Here is a 20,987-nt window from a genome sequence, read left to right as displayed (position 1 = left end):
CGCCGAATGTACGGCAGGCGACCTTGATCAGACCGCGTTGGGCCCAGCGCCTGATCGTACTGGGAGAAACACCGTAGTGCTTGGCGATAATGCCAATCGAGCAGAGCATAGAAGTCCCCCTGGTAGTTTCGGAAGACTTCTCTTCAACTAGTTTAACCCCGCACATTTCCAAACTTCTAAAAAAGTATTCGGGTTTTCTCGAATACAAACGCGATGTGCTGGTTGGGAACAGGTATGCTTTCTTGTGTGTTGTGATGCCAAGGGAGCTCGCCATCGACAAGGTATGCCCGCGCATGCTTGCGAGAGCAAGCCCGTGCAAGGACAATCACCGATACGGAAGGATAGCCATCTACAAGAATGCTTAAGCATTACACTGACCTCAATTCCGCTTGAGTTTTCTTAAGCGCCTCCACATGCGTTAAGCACGAGTAAATCCACTTTGTTTCCCGGATAAGTCCTGCCGCCAAACGCGCCGCACAACCGATTCCGACAGTTCTCACGGACAACGACGATGCCTACGCCGAACACCTCTGATCAGAAAGAACGTCTCGCGAAAAGGGCGGCGCAGAACGAACCTGCCGTCCAAATGCTCTCGCCCGTCACCTGCGCGAAGATCCGCGCCTTTCGCGACGCGCGCGGCTGGGCCGTGTATCACCACCCGAAGGACCTGGCGATTTCCATTTCGCTTGAAGCGGCCGAACTGCTCGAACTTTTTCAGTGGTCGGGGCCGGATGCCGAGTGTCTGGAGAAGCGCGAGCGCATGCTCGAAGAACTCGCCGACATCGCGACCTACGCGGTGCTCCTCGCGGATCGGCTCGGTGCGTCGCTTGATGAAGCCGTTCTCGAGAAGCTCGAAAAAACGGAGGCGAAGTACCCTGCCGAAAGCATGGCTGCCGAAAAGGGGCTTGACCGCTACGAAGTACTCAAAGCCAAAGCGCGTGCCGAAGAAGCCGAAGCGCTCGCAGCAAAGATGTCTAATGAAGACGCGCCCGATCCGCTCGCACCGCTCAAAAACGCCATGCCCGCACTCGTCGAATATGCGCGTTTTTTGAAGTCGCACCCTGCCGGCGCCTGGACCTCCGCTTCGAACGACCGCATCTATTTCGTTCAGTATGCGCCGGAAACCGTGAGGATCTGGGCGGTGCTCGACGAGCTTGCGAAAGTCTTCACGAAGCCCGTACTCGACGGCGCCTATCCGACGACGCTCCCAAGCTACCCGGACGCAGCCGACCTCGCTCCGCTCGAGCCGCTTTCACTCCTCTCGCTTTTGATCGGGATTCTCCGGGAAGAGCGTCGCCGCGACGGTGCCTTCCTCTCGGCCGCCGACGCGGGGATTTTCTCGAGAATCGTTGCGGCGCTCGAAGCCAAGTGCTGAGCGAGCCGATCCTATAATTGCGGCACCGTTCGACGCGACCCCGGCGCTTGAGCTTTCTCGCGTCGCCGCAACAACGTTTTCAGAGCCATGCACGAGACGACTACGCCACCGAATGAATTGAGAGAACAAAGCGCGCAGCGGCGCGCGGCCGAGAAGCCTGTCTATGTGCACGCCGCGACGCTCTCCTGCGTGCTCGGGCGCGATGGCGCTGCCGTGATGAAGGCGCTTTCTGAAGGCTTTTCGCTCGTTGACAACGGGGCAAAGCGGACAACGCCCGCCCACGAAGGTGCCGCCCTCGTTGAAGCGGCCTTTCAAGCGGGAAAAATCGCGCCAGCCGACCGCACGGCGGGTCTCGCCGAACTCGTCGAGCTCGCCGCGCCGCACGCGCACCGAGCGCTTGCGGCGGGCATCAAGCCCGAGGACATCGCGCTCGTCGCAGGTACGACGACGGCCGGGCTTGCCGAAACAATATCTCAAGCGGCGGCTGCGCCCGATCATGCGCCGCACCCGCAGGCTTGGCTTCCCATGTCGCTCGGTCGAAGTGCCGGCGCGGCGGCAGCCGTCCTCGGCCTCACGGGCCCGGCCTACGTGCTCTCGACCGCCTGCACGGCGGGTGCCAAGGCCGTCGCCGAAGGCGCGAGACTTTTGCGAAGCGAACGCGTTCGTGCAGCGATCGCGGGGGGCTTTGATCTCGTCAATCCCCTCACGGACGCGGGCTTTCTCGCGCTCGGCGCGCGTACGCCCAAGGGGTCGCTCCCCTTCTGCACCGCGCGCGAAGGTCTCGCGCTCGGCCCGGGGGGCGCTCTTCTGCTGCTCTCGACCGAACCCGTGCTCGGCGAGTCGGTCGCGCGCCTCAAGCTTGTCGGTTGGGGCGAAACGAGCGACGCGCATCATATTTCCGCGCCCGACCCGACGGGGGCGGGTGCGCTTCTAGCCATGCGGACCGCACTTCGCAGCGCAGACCTTGCGCCCGACGATATCGACTTTGTCGTACTTCACGGCACGGGCACCGACCAAAACGACCGCATGGAAGCGAGCGCCGTGCACGCGCTTTTCGGTGACAAAGCGCCTGCCGCGTCCCTGAAGCGCGCTGTCGGCCACCAACTCGCCGGCGCGGGCGCCTTTGCGGGCGCCGTTGCCTGTCTCCTCATCTCGGATACGTTGAGAACGGGCGAAACGACGCTCCCGCTCAATACCCCGGCCGAGCTCCCCCTCGACTTGACGCTCGCGCCTTTGGCGCTCGTCCGCAGCCCCGAGCGCAGGCACTGCCGACGCGTTCTTGTGAACGCCTTTGCGTTCGGCGGCAGCAACATTTCGCTTGTTTTCGAAGCAGTTGACGACGTGAAGGAGGCAAAGCACAGATGATGACGCAAGCCCCCGGCGCGGGCGGCAATCCCGCAGCCGCACTTCAGTTTCCGTGCGATGCCGTTTTGCTGCTGCCGCAGCGCCCGCCGATGCAGCTTATCGATACGGCGCTCTCGGCCGACGACAGCGCTGCCGAAAGCCGCACCGTCATTCGAGCGGACAACCTTCTGCTCAATGAGAACGGGCGCTTTCCGGCGCTCGGCCTTATCGAAGTGATGGCGCAGACGGTGGGCATTTTCGCGGGCCGCATGCGTATTCTCGCGGGCGACAAACCGCGCGAAGGTCTCCTTTTGGGTACGCGCCGCATGTTGCTCAACGCCCCGTCCTTTCCCGTCGGCAGCCGCCTGCACTGCAGAGTCGAGAAAACGTTCGAAAGCGACGACGGCCTCTGGCAATTCGACTGCCGCGTGACCCTCGAGAGCGACGAGGGCAGCGAGCCCGCCGGAAGCGCCATGCTCACCGTTTTCAATCCGCCGCCCGGCTACTTCGACGAAGACGAACCGAACGCAGCCGCAAAAATCATTCGATAAACATTCTCCCAACGCCATTTCAGCACCATGAGAACCCGCAAAATGCAACCGTCCGCTGCCGACTCGGCTTCAGCGAAAAAGACCGTTCTCGTCACGGGGAGCACCCGCGGCATCGGCCGCGCCGTAGCGCTGTCGCTCGCGCGCTCGGGCTACGACGTCGTCGTGAACGGCCGCAAGCCCTCGGCCGAAGCCGACAGTCTTCTCGCGGAGCTCGCCGCGCTCGGTACTCTGCCGCGCGCGCTCTACTTTGACGTCACCGACCGCGAAGCCGCCCGCACGGCGCTCTCGGCCGACGTGGAAGCGAACGGCCCCTACTGGGGCATCGTATTGAACGCCGGCATCAACCGCGACGGTCCGCTCGTCGGGATGAGCGAAAGCGACTGGGACGACGTGATCGACGTGAGTCTCGGGGGCTTTTACAACGTTCTCAAGCCCGTGCTGCTCCCGATAGCGCGCCTGCGCCGCGGGCGCATCGTCGTCGTGAGCTCCATTTCGGGCATTCACGGCACGCGCGGGCAGACGAACTACTCGGCCGCAAAGGCGGGGTTGATCGGTGCGGCCAAAGCGCTCGGCGCGGAACTCGCAAGCCGCGGCATTACGGTCAACGTCGTTGTGCCCGGCCTCATCAACACCGAAATGACGACCGACGCGGACCGAGATCGCATTACGCCCCTCATTCCGATGGGACGCATCGGCGAACCCGAAGAAGTTGCCGCCGTCGTGAAGTTCCTCCTCTCACCGGAGGCCGCCTACGTTACGCGCGCCGTCATTCCCGTTTCGGGCGGCTTATAAAAACTGCAGTCGAGTCCCGCGAGCACACCAGCCAAGCTTATCCGTCAGAGCGAGTTCTTCCGATGAATAAAACCAAAACTCTCCACCGCGTCGTCATCACCGGCATGGCCGGCATTTCTCCGCTCGGCAACGATTGGGCCGCCGTGCGCGGCGCACTCGAGCGCAACGAAAGCGGCATCGTCCGCATGCACGCCTGGGAGAACGTCGAAGATCTCAATACGCGCGTGGCTGCGCCTGCCAAACCCTTCGAGCTCGATCCCGTACGCTTCTCGCGAAAGCGCACGCGCTCGATGGGACGCGTTGCGGTTATGGCGGTCAAAACGGCGCTCGACGCCCTTGAGGACGCTGGACTCGCGGATTCGCCCGTCATTGCGTCGCCCGAAACGGGCATCGCTTACGGCTCTTCGGCCGGTCAGCCGTGTGCCGTTGCCGAACTCGCGAACCTCATTCTGACGAATTCCTGCCGCGGCATCACGGCGACGACCTACGTGCGCATGATGTCGCACTCGGCCGCAGTCAATATCGGCATCTACTTAGGCGCCAAAGGCCGCATCATTCCGACGTCGTCCGCGTGCACCTCCGGCAGCCAAGGCATCGGCTACGCCTACGAGACGATTGCTTCGGGCAAAGAATCCGTCATGATTGCGGGCGGCAGTGAAGAACTCGACGCGACGGATGCCGCCATTTTCGACACGCTCTTTGCGACATCCGTACGCTACAACGACCGTCCGCAAATGACGCCGCGTCCCTTTGACCGCGACCGCGACGGGCTCGTGGTCGGCGAAGGCGCGGGCACGCTCATTCTCGAGTCGCTCGAACATGCGCTCGCGCGCGGCGCGCGCATCTACGCCGAAGTGCTCGGCTTCGGCACGAACAGCGACGGCGCGCACATCACGACGCCGCAGTCTGAGCAGATGGCTGCGGCGATGCGGCTTGCACTTGAAGACGCAGAGATTGCCCCCGAAGCCGTCGACTACGTGAACGGGCACGGCACCGCCACCGATCGCGGCGACGTTGCCGAAAGCCACGCCACGCACGCGGTTTTCGGCAGCCGCGTCCCCTATTCGACCTACAAGGGCCACATGGGCCACACGCTCGGCGCCTGCGGTGCGCTCGAGGCGATCTTTGCCATTCGCGGGATGATCGACGGATTTGTCGCACCGGTCCTGAACCTCGAAAATCCGGATCCGGCCTGTGCGCCTCTCAACTACGTCACGGGGTCTGTGCGCCCGCTCGAGCAGCGCATCGTCATGAGCAACAACTTTGCCTTCGGCGGCATCAATACGAGCCTACTTTTCCGCAAGTGGCTCCCGGGCGACGAGGCGCTCTGAAGATGACGCCGAACGCCGCCCTGAAACCCGCAAGCCCCCTGCATTCGCCCGAGGCGCTCGAGCGCCAGACGGCGCTCGCGCCCGACTTTCCGCAAGCCGTGCTCGGCACCGACGGTGCGCCGCTCGGCTTCAACCGCGCGCCCGTGCGCATCGCACCCGACGAAACAGGTCTCGCGGCGCTTGACCGCGCGATTGACGAAGCGCGCGCCGGGCGCGTCTCAAGCGTCGTACTGCTTCTGCCGGACGCAGAGGCCGACGAAGCCGATAAAGCTGCCCCAAACGACGAAGCGCTCTTTTCCGCGCTGCCCAAGGCTTGTCGTGAACGGCTTTCGACCTTTACGCACCCGAATCGGCGAAGGCAGAGTTTTTCCGCACGCCTTTCGGCGCTGCTCCTCGCCGCCCGCTTTATGTCGGCCGAGCGTGAGAGGGAAGCCGCATACGTCTACGCCGAAGAGCCGCCCTACGGTCCGATTCTGATGCGCCGCACCGCGTCCGAGAGCACTGCAGCACCCGCGCTTTGGCTCACGCTCGCACATGCCGCGGGCGGCACCGCCGCGTCGCTCTCTTTCGCGCCCATGGGCATCGACCTTGAGCGGCCGCGTCCCGTCAAGCGCCTGATGAGTGTTGCCGACTTTGCCTTTGGGGCGGACGCCGCAGCGATCCTTGCGCGCGCAGCCGAACGGCTGCCCCCCGAAGCGTTCACGGAAGTCTTCTTTGCGCTTTGGGGCGCCAAAGAGAGCGAAATCAAAATGAACCGCACGCCGCAGGCGCTTGTCACGCACCCGCGCGCGAAGAGCTCGTTTGAGGCGCTCCCCGACGGCCGGCGCGCCGCCCTCGTCGTTCGCGCCCCGGAAGGCAGGCGGCTCAGCGCGTACTTTTACCGCTCGGGAACGCTCTTGCTCTCCGTGCTTGCGCCTGCGGAGAAGTCGCCTCCGGCCGAGCCTGCCGTCTTTGCGCTCACGGGCACGCCGGCCGAACGCAGCGCTCTCTTTCTGCGCATGCTTGAAGAATTTCGCGAAGATCAAGGCACCTGAAGCGTCAAACGCTTCCGAGCTAAAGAGTTCGAGCACCAAACCGACCAACCGTACACCGACCCGAACCGCGTCATGACCAGAGACCGAAAACACGCTTTTCTCGACACGCTGCTTGCCGCGCAGCGACTTGCCTTTGCGCCTTTTATCTTCAAAGCGGTTTCGGCCGCACTGCACACAGGGTTTCTCGAAGCCGTGGCGCGCCACTCGGGCGGCACGGCCGAATCCTATGCCGAGGCGCTGGAGATCCCACCCTATGCCGCCGCCGTCATGGCCGACATTCTCGCTGCGGCCGACGTTCTGACGCGCAGCCCCGAAGGGACCCTCTCGACGACGCCCGTTGCCGATTGCCTCCTTTTCGATGAAATGACGCGCGCGAACTTTTTCTTCGCCGACGACGTCAACTACGTCGGGCTCGATAAGACGCTCGAGGCGCTACTAGAAGCACGTCCGGCGGGACTTGCGGCCTTCAATCCCGAATGGAAGACCATTTACCCGCATCTGCCCGAACTCCCCGAGCGTGCCCGCCGCGCCTGGTTCGGGTTCGACCACTTTCACAGCGACCGCGCTTACGAAGCCGCGCTCGACGTGCTCGCGAGCGTAAACCCCGCGTGGCGCACGCTCGTCGACATCGGGGGCAACACCGGCCGCTTTACGAAGGCTTTTCTCGATCGGTTCCCGGAATCGAGCGCCTATTTCGTCGATCTGCCCGTAGAAACCGAGGCGCTCCTCGCGCGTGAAGAAATCGTGCCCTATGCCGCGCGCATCCGTACGATTTCGATCGATTGGTTAACCGACAGCGAACTCGAAGGCACGGCGGGAGCGGATCTCTACTGGATGAGCCAGTTCCTCGACTGCTTCAGTGAAAGTGAGGCAAAGACCATTCTCGAGCGCACCCGCCGAGCGATGCGCGACGGCGCCGCACTCGCCGTGCTCGAGCCGCTCGTCGACGAGCAGCGCCACAAGGCCGCGGAACTTTCGCTCGCGGCCTCAAGCCTCTACTTCACGGTGATGGCCAACGGCCGCAGCCGCTTCTTTAACGGCCCGGCGCTGCGAAAGCTCTTCTGCGAAGCCGGTCTTCGCATCGTGTCCGAACACCCGAATCTCGGCATCAGCCATACGCTCTTCCTGCTCGAGAAGGCCTGATCGAAACGGGAATTGCCGAAACGCCCGTCCTTCGTTCGAACTTTCGATATCCCGAGCGGCACAGCAATTCGAACTCCGAGCACGCCGATAGTCTTTCGACTATCGGCGTGATGCTTTTGTGTTTTCAGAAGCTATTGGACGCAAGCCAAATTGTTGCCGAATGCTTCAGTTGTCGCCCCCCGAATGCTCTATTTGTCGCTCATCCGCCGCACGGCGGAGGGCCGCTCGAATCGCCTGCGCGCGACGCCTTCCGCAGAGCCAACCGCGCGAAAGAGCCCGTTCGGAAGGGATCCCTTCCATTGATTCGACTTAAGTCGGACGACCTATCGACAAGGGACAATCAACCTCACAACGATCTATGGGCGAACAAAATCCTTGCGAGTAGATTCGAAGCATCGGCGGCGCATTTGCGCAAGCGAACGGCGCTTTGCCGCATTGCCGGCCGCCCCCACTTTTCTCCAAGGAGGTTGCGTATGCAGCTCAAGGATCACTACGGTCTTCTCATCAACGGCGAATGGACTGCCGCCGAAGGCGAACGCGAATTCGAAACGACCAATCCCGCCACGGGCGAACACCTCGCCTGGTGTGCCGACGCTTCCGCGGCGGACGTCGATCGCGCCGTTGCCGCTGCGCAGGCGGCGTTCCCGGCCTGGGCCGCCACCTCGCCCGCGGATCGTGCGGCGCTGCTCCTCAAAATCGCCGACCGCATTGATGCGGCCGCTGCCGACCTCGCCCGCGTCGAAACGATGGATAACGGCAAGCCGATTCGCGAAACGACGCTTGTCGACGTACCGCTCTCCTCAGACCACTTCCGCTACTTCGCCGGCGCCCTGCGCGCCGATGAAGGCGAAGCCGTCATGATCGACGACAAGACGCTTTCGCTCGTGCTTCGCGAACCGATCGGCGTCGTAGGTCAGATCATTCCGTGGAACTTCCCGCTCCTCATGGGCGCATGGAAGCTTGCACCCGCGCTCGCCGCAGGCAACACCGTCGTCATCAAGTCTTCCTCCACGACGCCGCTTTCGCTCCTCGTCTTGGGCGAAATCATGAACGAAGTCCTTCCTGCCGGCGTCGTCAACATCATCACGGGCCGCGGCGCCGTCACGGGTCAGGCGATGCTCGACCATCCGGGGTTCGCGAAGCTCGCCTTCACGGGTTCGACCGAAGTCGGCTACGACGTTGCGCGCGCCGCCGCCAATCGACTCATTCCGGCGACGCTCGAACTCGGCGGCAAGTCCGCGAACATCTACTTCGCCGACTGCGACATGGATCGCGCCATCGAGGGCGCTCAGATCGGCATTCTCTTCAACCAGGGCCAGGTCTGCTGCGCGGGTTCACGCATCTTTGTTCAGGATGAAATCTACGACGAATTCGTCGGCAAGCTTGTCGAAGCCTTCAAGGCCGTTAAGGTCGGCGACCCGCTCGACCCGACGACGCAGATGGGCTCGCAGATCAATCGCCGTCAGCTCGAAAAGATTGTCGGCTGGGTCGAGGAAGCCAAAAAGGAAGGCGCGCGCGTTGCCGTAGGCGGCGAACCCGCCGAAATTCCGGGCTTTGAAAAGGGCGCCTTCATGCAGCCGACGCTCCTCGTTGACGTCACGAACGATATGAAGGTTGCACAGAACGAAATCTTCGGGCCGGTGGCCTGCGTCATCCGCTTCAAGACCGAAGAAGAAGTCGTCGCCATGGCCAACGACAGCGAATACGGCTTGGGCGGCGCCGTCTGGACGCGCGACATCAACCGCGCATTCCGCGTGGCACGCGCCGTGCAGACTGGCCGCATGTGGGTCAACACCTACAACGAACTCCCGGCGCACACGCCCTTTGGCGGCTACAAGAAGTCGGGCATCGGGCGCGAAACGCACAAGATGATGCTCGAACACTATAGCCAGCACAAGAACGTATACATTTCTCTTTCCGAAGTGAAGCGAGGATTTTTCTAAAAATTTAGTTGATCTTTTTCTTCTTTGACTGATCCGAAATCGTTTGCTGCTTTACTGAGTTCCAGCAACAAACGCGGGCGCCCCGACAGATTGCTGTCGGGGCTTTTTTGTTTCGCATGAGGTTCGTACGACTCTCACCACGCTCGCAACCTTCTCGTATTGTCACTATCGTCGCAGCTGACACCTGTCGGCAAGCGCAAGGTCGGTTCAGCGGGCTTCATCCGGACTTATTTTCAATTTGTATGGCTTTTATTGGCCTTAAATTCGCCCCAAGGCACGGGCAATCCGCTCAAACATCGGGCTCGAGCCTTATGTACGGTCTCATTGAGTGGCCTACACAAACCGAACATAAAACCATCTATAGATTTTTCGCACATTAAAGAATGCTTTTTGTCCGACGACGTCAAGACAAAAGCGGAGTTTACAACGTGCATTTCGACGCTCGGGAAGAATGTTTTCACGCCAAGCGCAACGGTGCGGCAAACGGCTGCCGATCCGAGCCGGCAGAGCCGCAGCGCTGCGCGAATTCATTCTTCCTACCGCATCCAAAAGGAGTTTGCACGATGTCTTCCACCGTCCTCGACAGCCGCATCTTCGCGAGCATGTTCAGCACCGCCGAAATGCGTGAAGTCTTTTCCGGGCGCGCCTGGGCCCAGAAGTGGCTCGACACCGAAGCCGCGCTTGCCAAGGCGCAGGGTGAACTCGGCGTGATCCCGAAGGAAAAAGCCGACATCATCAACGAATGGTGCGGATGCTGCAGGAATCTCTCGCAGCCAACACCAAATCGACCCGCACATTGACTGACGACGAAGCCCGATGAGCCGGTCGCTTATCCAAACACCGCCCGTAAACCCATAGTTTCCGTTCATTTGACCTCGTGCACGCAAATGATTATTTTCTTTAAGCGCTTTCGAGAGACGCCGACCTTGCTCGTTCGCCTTACTCGTTTCCCCGCGAGTTAAGCGAAAGCGCAGCGCTCCAAGCCGCCATCGGCCGCTTTTCCCCGGTTTTCCTGCCTCGGATACCCGACCGCGACGCTTCAGAGAGCGCTCACTCCTCCGGCCGACTCCGGCACGCCCCGCTTCCCGCCCGAAGCCGCCTGCGCCCAAGTGCGCAGACGCTCGAGCCCAGCGCTCCGTACCAGTGCCGCCGATTCGACGCGCCGCACGTCTCCGATGCGGTCCGCCGCCCGAACCGCCTGTCGTTCAACTGCTTCGCCGACTCGACTCCGTCGAGCCAGCGGGCTTTGTCGTCGGCGTTTCTCGCGGCAGAAAGAAGAAATTGTTTGTCCCGCCCCCGCCGGAATTGACTGTGTTCCGGTGGGTCGAGGTCCTTTACACCTTATTTTTGGAAGCGTTCCCCATGATTCAGCGCATGCTCATTTTCTTTTTCGGGCTCTGCATGCTCTCGCTCGGCATTGCTACGACAACGCATGCGGAGCTCGGCACCGGTACGTTGAGCAGCGTTGCGCTCGTACTCAATCGCGCCACAGGCGTCTCCATGGGTTTTTTCGTCTTTCTCACGAATTTCTTTTTCTTCGTGATTCAGATCATCATCGACTCGCGGGCCATTCTTCAGAAAGCGCTGCGTCAGCTGCCGATCTGCGCAGCCTTCGGGCTCATTTTCGATATTGCGATGATGGTTACGTCCTTCGTTGCTCCCGAAACCTACGTCGGGCAGATCGGCTACGTGCTCCTCGGCACGCTCGGCGTCGGGATCGGCATCGCTTCGATGGTATTCGCGCGCATCGCGATTCTGCCGCCCGAAGGCGTTGTACTCGCCGTACTCGGCCGCTGGGGCGGTTCCTTCGGGACGCTTCGCATGGGTATAGACATTTTTCTCGTTGTCGTTGCCTCTACCCTCTCGCTCATTCTGTTCGGTACCGTAGTGGGCGTGCGCGAGGGCACGCTTATCGCGGCACTCTTGGGCGGCCAGATCGCCAAGCGCGTGCTTATCGTCTGGGGACGGCTCTTCCCGAAGCACCGCGTGCTCGACTGAGCAAGCCCCGAAGTGCAAGACGCGGTGCGATCGATGGTCGATCGCGCCGCGCCTTTTCTTCTATGGTAGATACGCGCTATCAGCTATCAGTAGCCCGGTACATCCAGTGCTTCACCAATCTTGTAGAAGTGCCCGCCCGCCACATAGTGCAGCGTCTTCATGTCGTCGGGCGCCGTTTCGAAGAGCCAGTGGCCGTCCTTGAAGACGCGTTCGTCGGCCCAGGCGGCGACCACTTCACCCACAAAGAGGTCGAAGTCCTTTTCGTTCTCGGGGCGCGGGATGTGTTTGCAGATCACCCACGCAGCGCATCCCTTCATGAGAGGAATTTCCCAGCCCGGCATCTTGAAGAATTCCGCACCGCTCTCTTCGAGCTTCTTGGCATTGTCGTTCTTCGAGACGGAACCCAGATACATCGTTTCGCGCGCGACGCCGACGGTCGGGAACTGCAGCGCAAAGTAGCCGCTCTTTTCAACGAGCGGCCGCGTGAAGTGCGTCTTGTCGATCAGAACAACCGCCTTGCAAGGAAGGACCTCCGCACACGTATTCCAAGCGGCAGCCATGGCGTCGGCAACGCCCTCGTGCTCGGCCGAAACGACCGAGGTCGCACCGATATTGAAGATGCGGTAGACCTTATCCGCAGCAACGGACTGAATGTGCTCCATTACTAATCCTCCGAAAAAATCGTTCGATGACGCCGAACGAACGGCGTCGATAGGAGACATTGTCTGCCCGCGGATACGATTCGGGCAAGGCTGCGCCTTGCCCGTTTCTAGCCGATTTCTATACGATCCTCGCGTATTGCCGCACTTGCGGCAAAGAACTGCAAGCCAATCGGATTTTTTTTCAGCGCTCGAGTCCGTATGCGCGAATTGTGCGCTCCTCTTCGAGCCGCATCTGACGTGCGGCATAACGCCGACAGAGATCCATCCAGTCGCGCACGTCGTCGGCCAAGTATTTGTCGCGCTGGTGGCAGAACGTGAGCTGTCGGTGGAAGCGGTCGGGCAATTCGATGCGCGAGAAGAAGCGCCCGTAGAAGGGGTCGGTGAGAATGCGCTTGGAGATATAAGTGAGCCCGAGCCCCTGGATCACGGCGCGCAAAATGGCGTCAAAGCTGTTGAGTTCGGCACTTACGTTGGCGACCGTGAGCTTTTGCCGCAACTGCGTGTCGAAAAAGTTTCTCGAAGAAGAGCCCTCTTCGCGCAGGATCCAGCGCGCTTGGGCAAGCTCTTCGTAGCTGATGGGACGCCCCGTTAGCGGATGCTCCTTCGGCGCGATCACGATCATTTCATCTTCGAGCCAGGGCTCGGTCACGAGATCGGGGTCCGTCACCGGCCCTTCGATGAGCGCCGTGTCGAGCTCAAAGCGCGCGAGCCGCTCGGCGATCGTGTGCGTATTGGCAATCATCGCCGTCGGCAGCCACCCCTTTTCGTCCTCAAAGCCGCGCAAAAGCTCGGCAATCATGAAGGTGCCGATCGTGCGCGTGCAGCCGACATGGAAGTGGCTGAACTTCTTTTCGGTTTTGAAGAGTTCGGAAATACCCGTTGCGCGGCTGATCATTTCGTCGGCCTGCGGCATCAGGCGGCGGCCCTCGGCCGTCAGGTAGATGCGCCCGCGGCTGCGGTCGAAAAGCTGCACGCCGAGACGCGTCTCGAGCTCGGCGAGCGCCTGAGAAACGGCGCTCTTGCTCATCATGAGCTGCTCGGCCGCGTTGCCGATGTTCTCGCTCTTGGCGATGGCGAGAAAGACCTGAAGCTGACGAATGGTGACGGAAATCATGGGCGTACCGCTTCGTTTGGCGCCGCACCGCTCTTGAAAGAAACGGCGAGCGCGATAAAAGTTGCGCAGAATTCGAAAGCAGGCCTACGTCCGCAGACACCCCGATCGAACACGAACCAAGCACTGGCCGCGCCGACCGGCTGAACACGCTGCCGTTCGAAATATCTGAACAAATTATACCGAATAATTCATCGAAATTGAACGGAAAAGCCCATTTTATTAAGTACAATCGTGCACTCTTTGAATTTCGGCAATGAGGATTTTCGCTGATATGTTTCGTTCGGTTCACTACCGCTTCCGCGGTCTGCCGACCCCGATGGCAGGTCTTGCGCTCGGCATCGGCAGCCTTGGCTGGTGCATGGAAAATGCGCTGCCCCTGAATGGCTGGGGGCAGATTGCGGGCGCTGTCGTCGCGGCTGCCCTCTTGGCGATGCTCCTCGTGCGCTTTGTGTTGCACGCCGACACGCTTGTCAAAGACCTCGCGCATCCGGTTGTCGGCAGCATTGTGCCGACCTTTGCCATGAGCCTGATGGTCGTAGCCCGAGCGCTTTACGATGCATTCCCCGATTTCGCACTCGCACTCTGGTGCGCAGCCGTCGCGGGCCACCTGATGGCACTCGCGGCCTTCATCTATTTCCGCGCCAAGGAGCGAATTCTGCCCAATATGGTGCCTTCGTGGTTTGTGCCGCCCGTTGGGATCATCGTGGCCGACGTCACGTTCCCCGGAAGCGAAGCGCTCTTGCCCTTCGCTCATGTACTGCTCGCGATCGGCATGTGCGCCTACGCGATCATGCTCCCCGTGATGCTCTACCGACTGATCTTCTTTGAAGAAGTTCCCAATGCCGCCAAGCCCACAATCGCAATCATGGCTGCACCCGCCTCGCTCTCGCTTGCGGGCTATCTCACGGTAATCGAATCGCCCTCTCTTCTGATCGTCGCACTCCTATTCGGGATCTCGATCCTCATGACGGTCGCGATTTATTTCTCGTTCTGGCGACTGCTGCGCCTTCAGTTTTCGCCGGGCTACGCCGCCTTCACGTTCCCGATGGCAATCGGCGCAACGGCGCTCTATAAGACTGCGGCGCTTGTGGCCGAATATCCGGGTACGGAAAGCTATGTGGCGCAGCTGCGCGGCCTCGCGCATTTCGAACTCTTCGTCGCGACGGTCGTCATCGCATATGTCTTCATCCTCTATATGAAGAACCTGAGCGTCTTCATGGCTGCAAAAGCCTGATTCTTAAGCGGCCCCGAAAAGACCGTTCCCCAAAGACAAAGCCCGCTCGGCTACCCGACGCGGGCTTTTCTTTTGGGACTCAAGCCAAAACGGTCGATTACGCGGCCGGGTGGCGCTTCCCCGTAAGGCGATCGACCGCAACGCGCCAGAGCGCGGGCATATACGAAGCATGCGCTTCCAAATAACGGCGGTTCGCTTCTTCGCCGCACATCGACGAAAAGCGCTTCAGGAGGACGTCGAACCCATGAGCGAGCTCATCCTTAGCCGTCACGCGTTCGACGCGGCCGGCCGCAACGACGCTCTCGTAGTCGACCGTATACCGCTCGCCCACCGTTACGGCACGTCCGACGAAGCAAAGGCTCACACGGTCGACGGCCGACATGTTGAGCGCTTTGCGGCTGCCCTCAAACGCGGTCGAATGAAAGTAGAGCACGGGCTTTTCGGCCGCCTTGTCGCGAGCGGCACTCACGGGCACACCGTAGGGATTGCCCGCCTCGTCAACCGTGGAGAGCACGGCATAGTTGGCAGCGTCAATGAGCGCCAACGCGTCCTCGTTCGGCATGGGCGCACGGCGCTGCGGCACGCTCGATGTGTCGAGCGGCGTCTTCGATTCGTTCCTTTCTGTCATGGCAGTTCCTTTGCTCGCGCCGCTCGCCGTTTGAAACCGATTCACGGCTGCGGCGCTCGATCGCATCAATGTTTTTCGAGGTGCAGGGTCGACGTACCCGGGATCCCGGTACTCGGACCGAAGTGCACGACATATTCGACGCCCTGGTGCGCAAAGACGTCGCCGTCCTTAAAGACCTTGCCCGTTTCCATCTGCACGCGCACGGCCGCCTCGAGAAGCGCTCGAACGGCGACTGCGTCGAGCTCGCTCGGCTCGACTTCGATTTCGGGGAGCGCAAAGCGGCCGAGGCCGAACGTGCACCCGTTGGGCTGCGCGCCTTCGGTTTCCTGCCAAGTGCCGAAATAGATGACAAGCGACGCCGGGAACATCTCGGGCGCTTCCTCGATCTGGAGCGCTGCGGAGCGGAAAGCCGCGGGCGAGAAAATCTGGCCGGCCGAAGCAAGCCCCATGACGTTCGGCAGCTTCGAGAGGCTCGAGAGCACCTTCACGAAGTTGCGGGCGTTTTCCGCGAGCGATGCCGATTCGGGAACAACGGCGACAATCACGGCGCCGAGGTGGTTGTGCGCCACCTCTTCGGCCAAAGGCCAGGCGCTGCGCGCCGCATCCTCACCGATACGCGCCGGCAGCGAGTGCGCTTCGAGCCCCACCACGACAACCGAACCCGCGTACGGGAAGATCCAGGGACGTCCCGGCGCGGGCATGGGCGCTTCGATCTTTTCGCCCCAGTCGGCTTCCAGCAGCTCGCGGAAGCGGTCGGCTTCCCATGCAGGCGTCTGCAAAAGCGCAAAGCCCGTGAGTGCCGCATCGTCGGCAGTGTGACGTCCCTCATTGCGGTTTTCTTCGGTCATGTCGTTCCTTCGATTCGGTTTTGGCGTGCGTGCAGAACCACGCACCGATCAACAATTCGATTTCGGCCGCGATTGCTCTACGCGCGGCTCATTGACTTCTGTCGGGCGAAATTCTAGCCGCAGACGACGCTGCCGTTTTGTTCCGAATGTCGAGCGCCGGCTTCAACCTAAGTTTCGCCCAAGTTCCGCAAACGCCGCGCTCGATAGAATGGAATTCATTCGAAAAAAAAATCATCTCGGACGCAGAGAAGGCAAACGAGGACCAGTCATGCGGATACTTTTGGTGGAAGACGACCCGATGATCGCCGAAGCGGTCAAAGGCGCGCTCACGGACGAAATGCACGCCGTTCAGCATGTCTCGAACGGCAAGAATGCGCTCGCGCAGCTCGGGCTCAACAATTACCAAATGGTGCTCCTCGATCTCGGGCTGCCCGGACTCGACGGGATGTCGATTTTGAAAGCCATTCGCGAGCGCGCCGACGACGTGCCCGTCATCATTCTTACGGCGCGTGATGCGCTCGACGATCGCCTCGCGGGCTTGGACGCAGGGGCGGACGACTACCTCGTAAAGCCCTTCCATGTCGCCGAACTCCTCGCACGCATGCGCGCGGTGCTGCGGCGCCGGCGCGGCGCCACCGAAAATCGGCTCGGCAACGGCATCGTTGCACTCGACGCAGAAACCAAAGCGGCGATCGTCAACGGCGAATCCGTACCGCTTTCTCGGCGCGAATACGCGCTCATGGCGGCGCTCCTCGCACGTCCGGGCGCCATCCTTTCGCGCCGCGCGCTCGAAGACCGCATTTACGGTGCAGGTGAAGAACCCGAAAGCAACGCAGTCGAGTACCTGATTCACAGTCTGCGCAAAAAGCTCGGCGCTCAAGTCATCAAAAACGTGCGCGGCCTCGGCTGGATGACGGCCCCGAAGCAAGACGCCTGAAGACGCATCCGAAATCAAAAACGAGAAGACACCGTGAAAATTCCGCACGCGTTTCGCGCATTGAAAGACCGGCTCAAAGACTGTCGCGCCCGAGTCGCCGAGGCATCTGCGCCGCCAGCGCAGCCCGCATCGGGGACCGCGAACGAACGGAAAGCCCACCCGTCGCTCGTTCGCCGGGCCGCCCGCCTGAGTGCGGGACTTGTTGCGCTCTTTCTCGTCTTTTCGAGCGCAGTGCTTTTTGCCGTCTCCTACCACGAAGCGGCTGAGCACCAGGACGACGTGCTCGAAGAAACGGCCGGGATTCTTGCGCGCACGAACGTCGTTTTCCGCGAGACGCCGCCCGCCTTCGAAGTGCTTTACATGGATGACGACGACTTTGAAGAGCGTTACCTTTTGGACGACTCGGATCCGCGCGCAGGTGTGGCCCAAGGCGACGAAATTCTCGTCAATACCCTTCACAAAAGCGGTCGCGCCTTGCGTTTGAGACCCGCCTATGACATACCGGGCGGCCACAGCACGGTCGAGATCGGCGGCGAGCGGTGGCGCATTCTGCTGCTCGGCCTCAAAAACGGGCACCGCGTTGCCGTCGCGCAAAAGACGGATGACGTCTGGGAAGAGGCGCTCAACGATGCACTGAGTTCGGCAATTCCGATTCTGCTCTTTACCGGCCTCCTCGGCCTCACGCTCGGCTGGGTGCTTAAGCGCATGACCGCACCCGTCCGATCGCTGCGGGAGACGCTGGCCGCCAAAACGGGCGAGGATCTTGCCCCCGTCGTCGATGAGGCGATCCCGAGCGAAATTCAGCCGCTCGTCGACGCCGTGAACGGGCTGCTCTCGCGCGTAGGCGAACTGCGCGAGCGAGAAGCACGTTTTGTCGCGGACGCCGCGCACGAGCTGCGCTCGCCGCTTGCGGCCCTTTCGCTGCAGGCCGAAAGGCTTTCCAAAGAGCAACTCTCGCCCGCCGCGCGCGAGCGCGTCGACAATCTGCGGCGCGTCATCGATCGCGCCGTTCGTCAGGTGAATCAGCTTCTTGTCCTGAAGCGCGCGCAGGCAAGCGCCACCGGGGCTGCGTCGGCCGCTTCCGGTGCCGCAAGCGCGGACGCCGCTGCTGCGCCCGCCGCCGATATTGCCGCCGCCATCGGACGCGCCGTTGAAGACGTCTGGCCCGACATCGAACGCAAGCGCCTCGAATTCGAAGTCGAAGGACTTGATGACGATGCATCGGACGACGATCGGCTGCTCCCGATTTCAGAGGACGATCTCTTCACGATTCTGCGCAATCTCCTCGAGAATGCCGCGCGCTACACGCCCGAGGGCGGTGCCATACGCCTGCGCTGCGAGCTCGGCCGAAAGCGAATCACCGTACGCGACACGGGGCCCGGCATCGCGTCCGAAGAACGCGGCCGCGTTTTCGATCCCTTCTACCGCGTGCTCGGCACGGGCGTGACGGGTACGGGCCTCGGACTTGCGATCGTCAAGACGCTTGCCGAGAAGTACGGCTGGCGCGTGACGCTCGCCGATGCCGCACCGACGGCAGCGCCCGGTGCCAAGGGGCTCGCAGTCACGATCGAGCCGTGCGAGGACTGACTGAGCGGCAGCAGAGCGTCCGGCGACCGCCTGCGCGCAACCGGTTGCAATTTGTTGCAATCAACCTCTTTAAAACCTTTCGGAGCGCACCCATATACGAGTCAGACGGGAGCTTCGAAGAGAAGTTCCGAATAGTTTTGATTCCGGTCACGCTCGAAGAGATGACAACGAACGAATCGAAACGCACCCAAACGCTTCGAACAATTCAGTGAATACTTCGAGCAGATCGGATATGGAGGTAAATACCATGCTGTTTCCTACGCTCTACGGTGAAAAGAATATGTTCGACGACTTCGACGACGCCTTCTTCCCCGTGATGAAGCACGATCGGCTCTTCGGCAAGAACGCCTCCCGCATCATGCGCACCGACGTGCGCGAGACGCCCGAGAGCTACGAGTTCGACATCGATCTGCCGGGCTTCAAGAAGGAAGAAATCAGCGCCACGCTCAAAGACGGCTACCTCACCATTTCGGCGAGCAAGGGTCTTGAACACGAGGAAAAGAACGACAAGGGTCACTACCTGCGCCGCGAACGCATGAGCGGCTCGTGCTCGCGCAGCTACTATGTCGGCGACGGCATTACTGAAAAGGACGTGCAGGCGAAGTTCGAAAACGGCATCCTTCAAGTTTCAATTCCGAAGAAGGAAGTCAAAGAAGAGGAACATCGCGCCATTACGATTCAGTAATTGGGTAATATAAAGTCCAATCGAAATGTCGGACGAATAGCCGAGTAAATAAAATTACCAGGCAAATGACGAACAGCAAATGATTGAACGCGCCTTCGGCATCCGTTGCCGCAGGCGCGTTTTTTTTGTGGGTTTGACCGACTTGCTCGATCAGTTTCCTCGCGGCCTATGATGCTCCCGCTTCGCCTCGCTCGTCGGCGCGCAGCGGCTTGGATTCGCGGTCCTCGACATCAACGACCGTCACGCGAAAATGCGCCCCCGTTTCGCTCGGCAGCAGTTCGATGCGCCACCCCATGCGGTCGCAGACGCCGCCGCAGATATTGCCGCCGCCATCGGACGCGCCGTTGAAGACGTCTGGCCCGACATCGAACGCAAGCGCCTCGAATTCGAAGTCGAAGTCGAAGGACTTGATGACGATGCATCGGACGACGATCGGCTGTTCCCGATTTCAGAGGACGATCTCTTCACGATTCTGCGCAATCTCCTCGAGAATGCCGCGCGCTACACGCCCGAGGGCGATGCCGTACGCCTGCGCTGCGAGCTCGGCCGAAAGCGAATCACCGTACGCGACACGGGGCCCGGCATCGCGTCCGAAGAATGCGGCCGCGTTTTCGATCCCTTCTACCGCGTGCTCGGCACGGGCGTGACGGGTACGGGCCTCGGACTTGCGATCGTCAAGACGCTTGCCGAGAAGTACGGCTGGCGCGTGACGCTCGCCGATGCCGCACCGACGGCAGCGCCCGGTGCCAAGGGGCTCGCCGTCACGATCGAGCCGTGCGAGGACTGACTGAGCGGCAGCAGGGCGTCCGGCGACCGCCTGCGCGCAACCGGTTGCAATTTGTTGCAATCAACCTCTTTAAAACCTTTCGGAGCGCACCCATATACGAGTCAGACGGGAGCTTCGAAGAGAAGTTCCGAATAGTTTTGATTCCGGTCACGCTCGAAGAGATGACAACGAACGAATCGAAACGCACCCAAACGCTTCGAACAATTCAGTGAATACTTCGAGCAGATCGGATATGGAGGTAAATACCATGCTGTTTCCTACGCTCTACGGTGAAAAGAATATGTTCGACGACTTCGACGACGCCTTCTTCCCCGTGATGAAGCACGATCGGCTCTTCGGCAAGAACGCCTCCCGCATCATGCGCACCGACGTGCGCGAGACGCCCGAGAGCTACGAGTTCGACATCGATCTGCCGGGCTTCAAGAAGGAAGAAATCAGCGCCACGCTCAAAGACGGCTACCTCACCATTTCGGCGAGCAAGGGTCTTGAACACGAGGAAAAGAACGACAAGGGTCACTACCTGCGCCGCGAACGCATGAGCGGCTCGTGCTCGCGCAGCTACTATGTCGGCGACGGCATTACTGAAAAGGACGTGCAGGCGAAGTTCGAAAACGGCATCCTTCAAATTTCAATTCCGAAGAAGGAAGTCAAAGAAGAGGAACATCGCGCCATTACGATTCAGTAATTGGGTAATATAAAGTCCAATCGAAATGTCGGACGAATAGCCGAGTAAATAAAATTACCAGGCAAATGACGAACAGCAAATGATTGAACGCGCCTTCGGCATCCGTTGCCGCAGGCGCGTTTTTTTTGTGGGTTTGACCGACTTGCTCGATCAGTTTCCTCGCGGCCTATGATGCTCCCGCTTCGCCTCGCTCGTCGGCGCGCAGCGGCTTGGATTCGCGGTCCTCGACATCAACGACCGTCACGCGAAAATGCGCCCCCGTTTCGCTCGGCAGCAGTTCGATGCGCCACCCCATGCGGTCGCAGACGC

Annotated in this window: 21 protein-coding genes; 16 read left to right on the top strand and 5 right to left on the bottom strand. The window is 61.1% G+C overall.

Annotated elements, in window-relative coordinates; genetic code table 11:
* A partial coding sequence (locus H6A60_RS14060) for a MerR family DNA-binding transcriptional regulator (RefSeq protein ID WP_205103386.1) occupies positions 1–109 on the bottom strand: 109 nt, incomplete at its 3' end.
* A gap of 402 nt (positions 110–511) precedes the next feature.
* On the opposite strand from H6A60_RS14060, the gene H6A60_RS10545 reads away from it, so the two are divergent.
* The 10 genes from H6A60_RS10545 (at position 512) to H6A60_RS10500 (ending at position 11,511) form a co-directional block, all read left to right on the top strand.
* On the top strand, positions 512–1,375 hold the full coding sequence (locus tag H6A60_RS10545; RefSeq protein ID WP_239477715.1) for a nucleotide pyrophosphohydrolase: 864 nt from the start codon (positions 512–514) through the stop codon (positions 1,373–1,375).
* Positions 1,376–1,492: 117 nt separating this feature from the next.
* The gene (locus H6A60_RS10540) at positions 1,493–2,740 is read left to right on the top strand and encodes a beta-ketoacyl synthase N-terminal-like domain-containing protein (protein WP_205104373.1); all 1,248 of its coding nucleotides are present in this window, start codon (positions 1,493–1,495) and stop codon (positions 2,738–2,740) included.
* Positions 2,737–3,270: a hotdog family protein gene (locus tag H6A60_RS10535; protein WP_239477714.1), complete on the top strand. Its 534-nt coding sequence runs from the start codon at positions 2,737–2,739 to the stop codon at positions 3,268–3,270. Before H6A60_RS10540 ends, H6A60_RS10535 begins: the two co-directional genes overlap by 4 nt.
* A gap of 27 nt (positions 3,271–3,297) precedes the next feature.
* Positions 3,298–4,062 carry a 3-oxoacyl-ACP reductase FabG gene (gene fabG, locus H6A60_RS10530; RefSeq protein WP_239477713.1) on the top strand — a complete coding sequence of 255 codons (765 nt, stop codon included), beginning with the start codon at positions 3,298–3,300 and terminating at the stop codon, positions 4,060–4,062.
* Positions 4,063–4,124: 62 nt separating this feature from the next.
* Entirely contained in the window at positions 4,125–5,393 is a 1,269-nt protein-coding gene (locus H6A60_RS10525) for a beta-ketoacyl-ACP synthase (RefSeq protein ID WP_205104371.1), read from the top strand.
* A 2-nt stretch (positions 5,394–5,395) separates the two neighbouring features.
* Positions 5,396–6,427 carry a 4'-phosphopantetheinyl transferase family protein gene (locus H6A60_RS10520; protein ID WP_205104369.1) on the top strand — a complete coding sequence of 344 codons (1,032 nt, stop codon included), beginning with the start codon at positions 5,396–5,398 and terminating at the stop codon, positions 6,425–6,427.
* A gap of 72 nt (positions 6,428–6,499) precedes the next feature.
* The gene (locus H6A60_RS10515; protein ID WP_205104367.1) at positions 6,500–7,570 is read left to right on the top strand and encodes a methyltransferase; all 1,071 of its coding nucleotides are present in this window, start codon (positions 6,500–6,502) and stop codon (positions 7,568–7,570) included.
* A 473-nt stretch (positions 7,571–8,043) separates the two neighbouring features.
* Entirely contained in the window at positions 8,044–9,513 is a 1,470-nt protein-coding gene (locus H6A60_RS10510; protein ID WP_239477712.1) for an aldehyde dehydrogenase family protein, read from the top strand.
* A gap of 563 nt (positions 9,514–10,076) precedes the next feature.
* Positions 10,077–10,313, top strand: a complete 237-nt coding sequence (locus H6A60_RS10505) for a hypothetical protein (protein ID WP_205104363.1) — start codon at positions 10,077–10,079, stop codon at positions 10,311–10,313.
* Between the two features lie 562 nt (positions 10,314–10,875).
* Positions 10,876–11,511, top strand: a complete 636-nt coding sequence (locus H6A60_RS10500; protein ID WP_205104361.1) for a YczE/YyaS/YitT family protein — start codon at positions 10,876–10,878, stop codon at positions 11,509–11,511.
* Positions 11,512–11,597: 86 nt separating this feature from the next.
* Here H6A60_RS10500 and H6A60_RS10495 read toward each other — a convergent pair whose 3' ends face one another.
* Positions 11,598–12,173, bottom strand: coding sequence for a flavin reductase family protein (locus H6A60_RS10495; protein ID WP_205104359.1), 576 nt, complete (start codon positions 12,171–12,173; stop codon positions 11,598–11,600).
* Positions 12,174–12,354: 181 nt separating this feature from the next.
* Positions 12,355–13,287, bottom strand: a complete 933-nt coding sequence (locus H6A60_RS10490; RefSeq protein ID WP_205104357.1) for a LysR substrate-binding domain-containing protein — start codon at positions 13,285–13,287, stop codon at positions 12,355–12,357.
* A gap of 271 nt (positions 13,288–13,558) precedes the next feature.
* On the opposite strand from H6A60_RS10490, the gene H6A60_RS10485 reads away from it, so the two are divergent.
* On the top strand, positions 13,559–14,521 hold the full coding sequence (locus H6A60_RS10485) for a TDT family transporter (protein ID WP_205104355.1): 963 nt from the start codon (positions 13,559–13,561) through the stop codon (positions 14,519–14,521).
* 97 nt (positions 14,522–14,618) lie between these two features.
* On the opposite strand, the gene H6A60_RS10480 is transcribed toward H6A60_RS10485, so the two are convergent.
* Both H6A60_RS10480 and H6A60_RS10475 read right to left on the bottom strand, forming a co-directional pair.
* Entirely contained in the window at positions 14,619–15,149 is a 531-nt protein-coding gene (locus tag H6A60_RS10480) for a pyridoxamine 5'-phosphate oxidase family protein (RefSeq protein WP_205104353.1), read from the bottom strand.
* Between the two features lie 65 nt (positions 15,150–15,214).
* Positions 15,215–15,997: a hypothetical protein gene (locus tag H6A60_RS10475; protein ID WP_205104351.1), complete on the bottom strand. Its 783-nt coding sequence runs from the start codon at positions 15,995–15,997 to the stop codon at positions 15,215–15,217.
* Between the two features lie 268 nt (positions 15,998–16,265).
* Here H6A60_RS10475 and H6A60_RS10470 point away from each other — a divergent pair, with 268 nt between their 5' ends.
* From H6A60_RS10470 to H6A60_RS10450, 5 genes are all read left to right on the top strand, one after another.
* Complete coding sequence (locus tag H6A60_RS10470; protein WP_205104349.1) at positions 16,266–16,934, top strand: response regulator; 669 nt, start codon at positions 16,266–16,268, stop codon at positions 16,932–16,934.
* Positions 16,935–16,967: 33 nt separating this feature from the next.
* Positions 16,968–18,521 carry an ATP-binding protein gene (locus H6A60_RS13960; RefSeq protein WP_205104347.1) on the top strand — a complete coding sequence of 518 codons (1,554 nt, stop codon included), beginning with the start codon at positions 16,968–16,970 and terminating at the stop codon, positions 18,519–18,521.
* 247 nt (positions 18,522–18,768) lie between these two features.
* Positions 18,769–19,206: an Hsp20/alpha crystallin family protein gene (locus H6A60_RS10460; RefSeq protein ID WP_205104345.1), complete on the top strand. Its 438-nt coding sequence runs from the start codon at positions 18,769–18,771 to the stop codon at positions 19,204–19,206.
* 250 nt (positions 19,207–19,456) lie between these two features.
* The gene (locus H6A60_RS10455; protein WP_205104343.1) at positions 19,457–19,993 is read left to right on the top strand and encodes a sensor histidine kinase; all 537 of its coding nucleotides are present in this window, start codon (positions 19,457–19,459) and stop codon (positions 19,991–19,993) included.
* A 247-nt stretch (positions 19,994–20,240) separates the two neighbouring features.
* On the top strand, positions 20,241–20,678 hold the full coding sequence (locus H6A60_RS10450) for an Hsp20/alpha crystallin family protein (protein WP_205104340.1): 438 nt from the start codon (positions 20,241–20,243) through the stop codon (positions 20,676–20,678).
* Positions 20,679–20,987 lie beyond the last annotated feature (309 nt).

The organism is Sutterella massiliensis, assembly GCF_016899755.1.
Lineage (GTDB): Bacteria > Pseudomonadota > Gammaproteobacteria > Burkholderiales > Burkholderiaceae_F > Sutterella > Sutterella massiliensis.
Note: the sequence above shows the minus strand (reverse complement) of the source record. Positions and strands in the feature narration are given on the sequence as shown.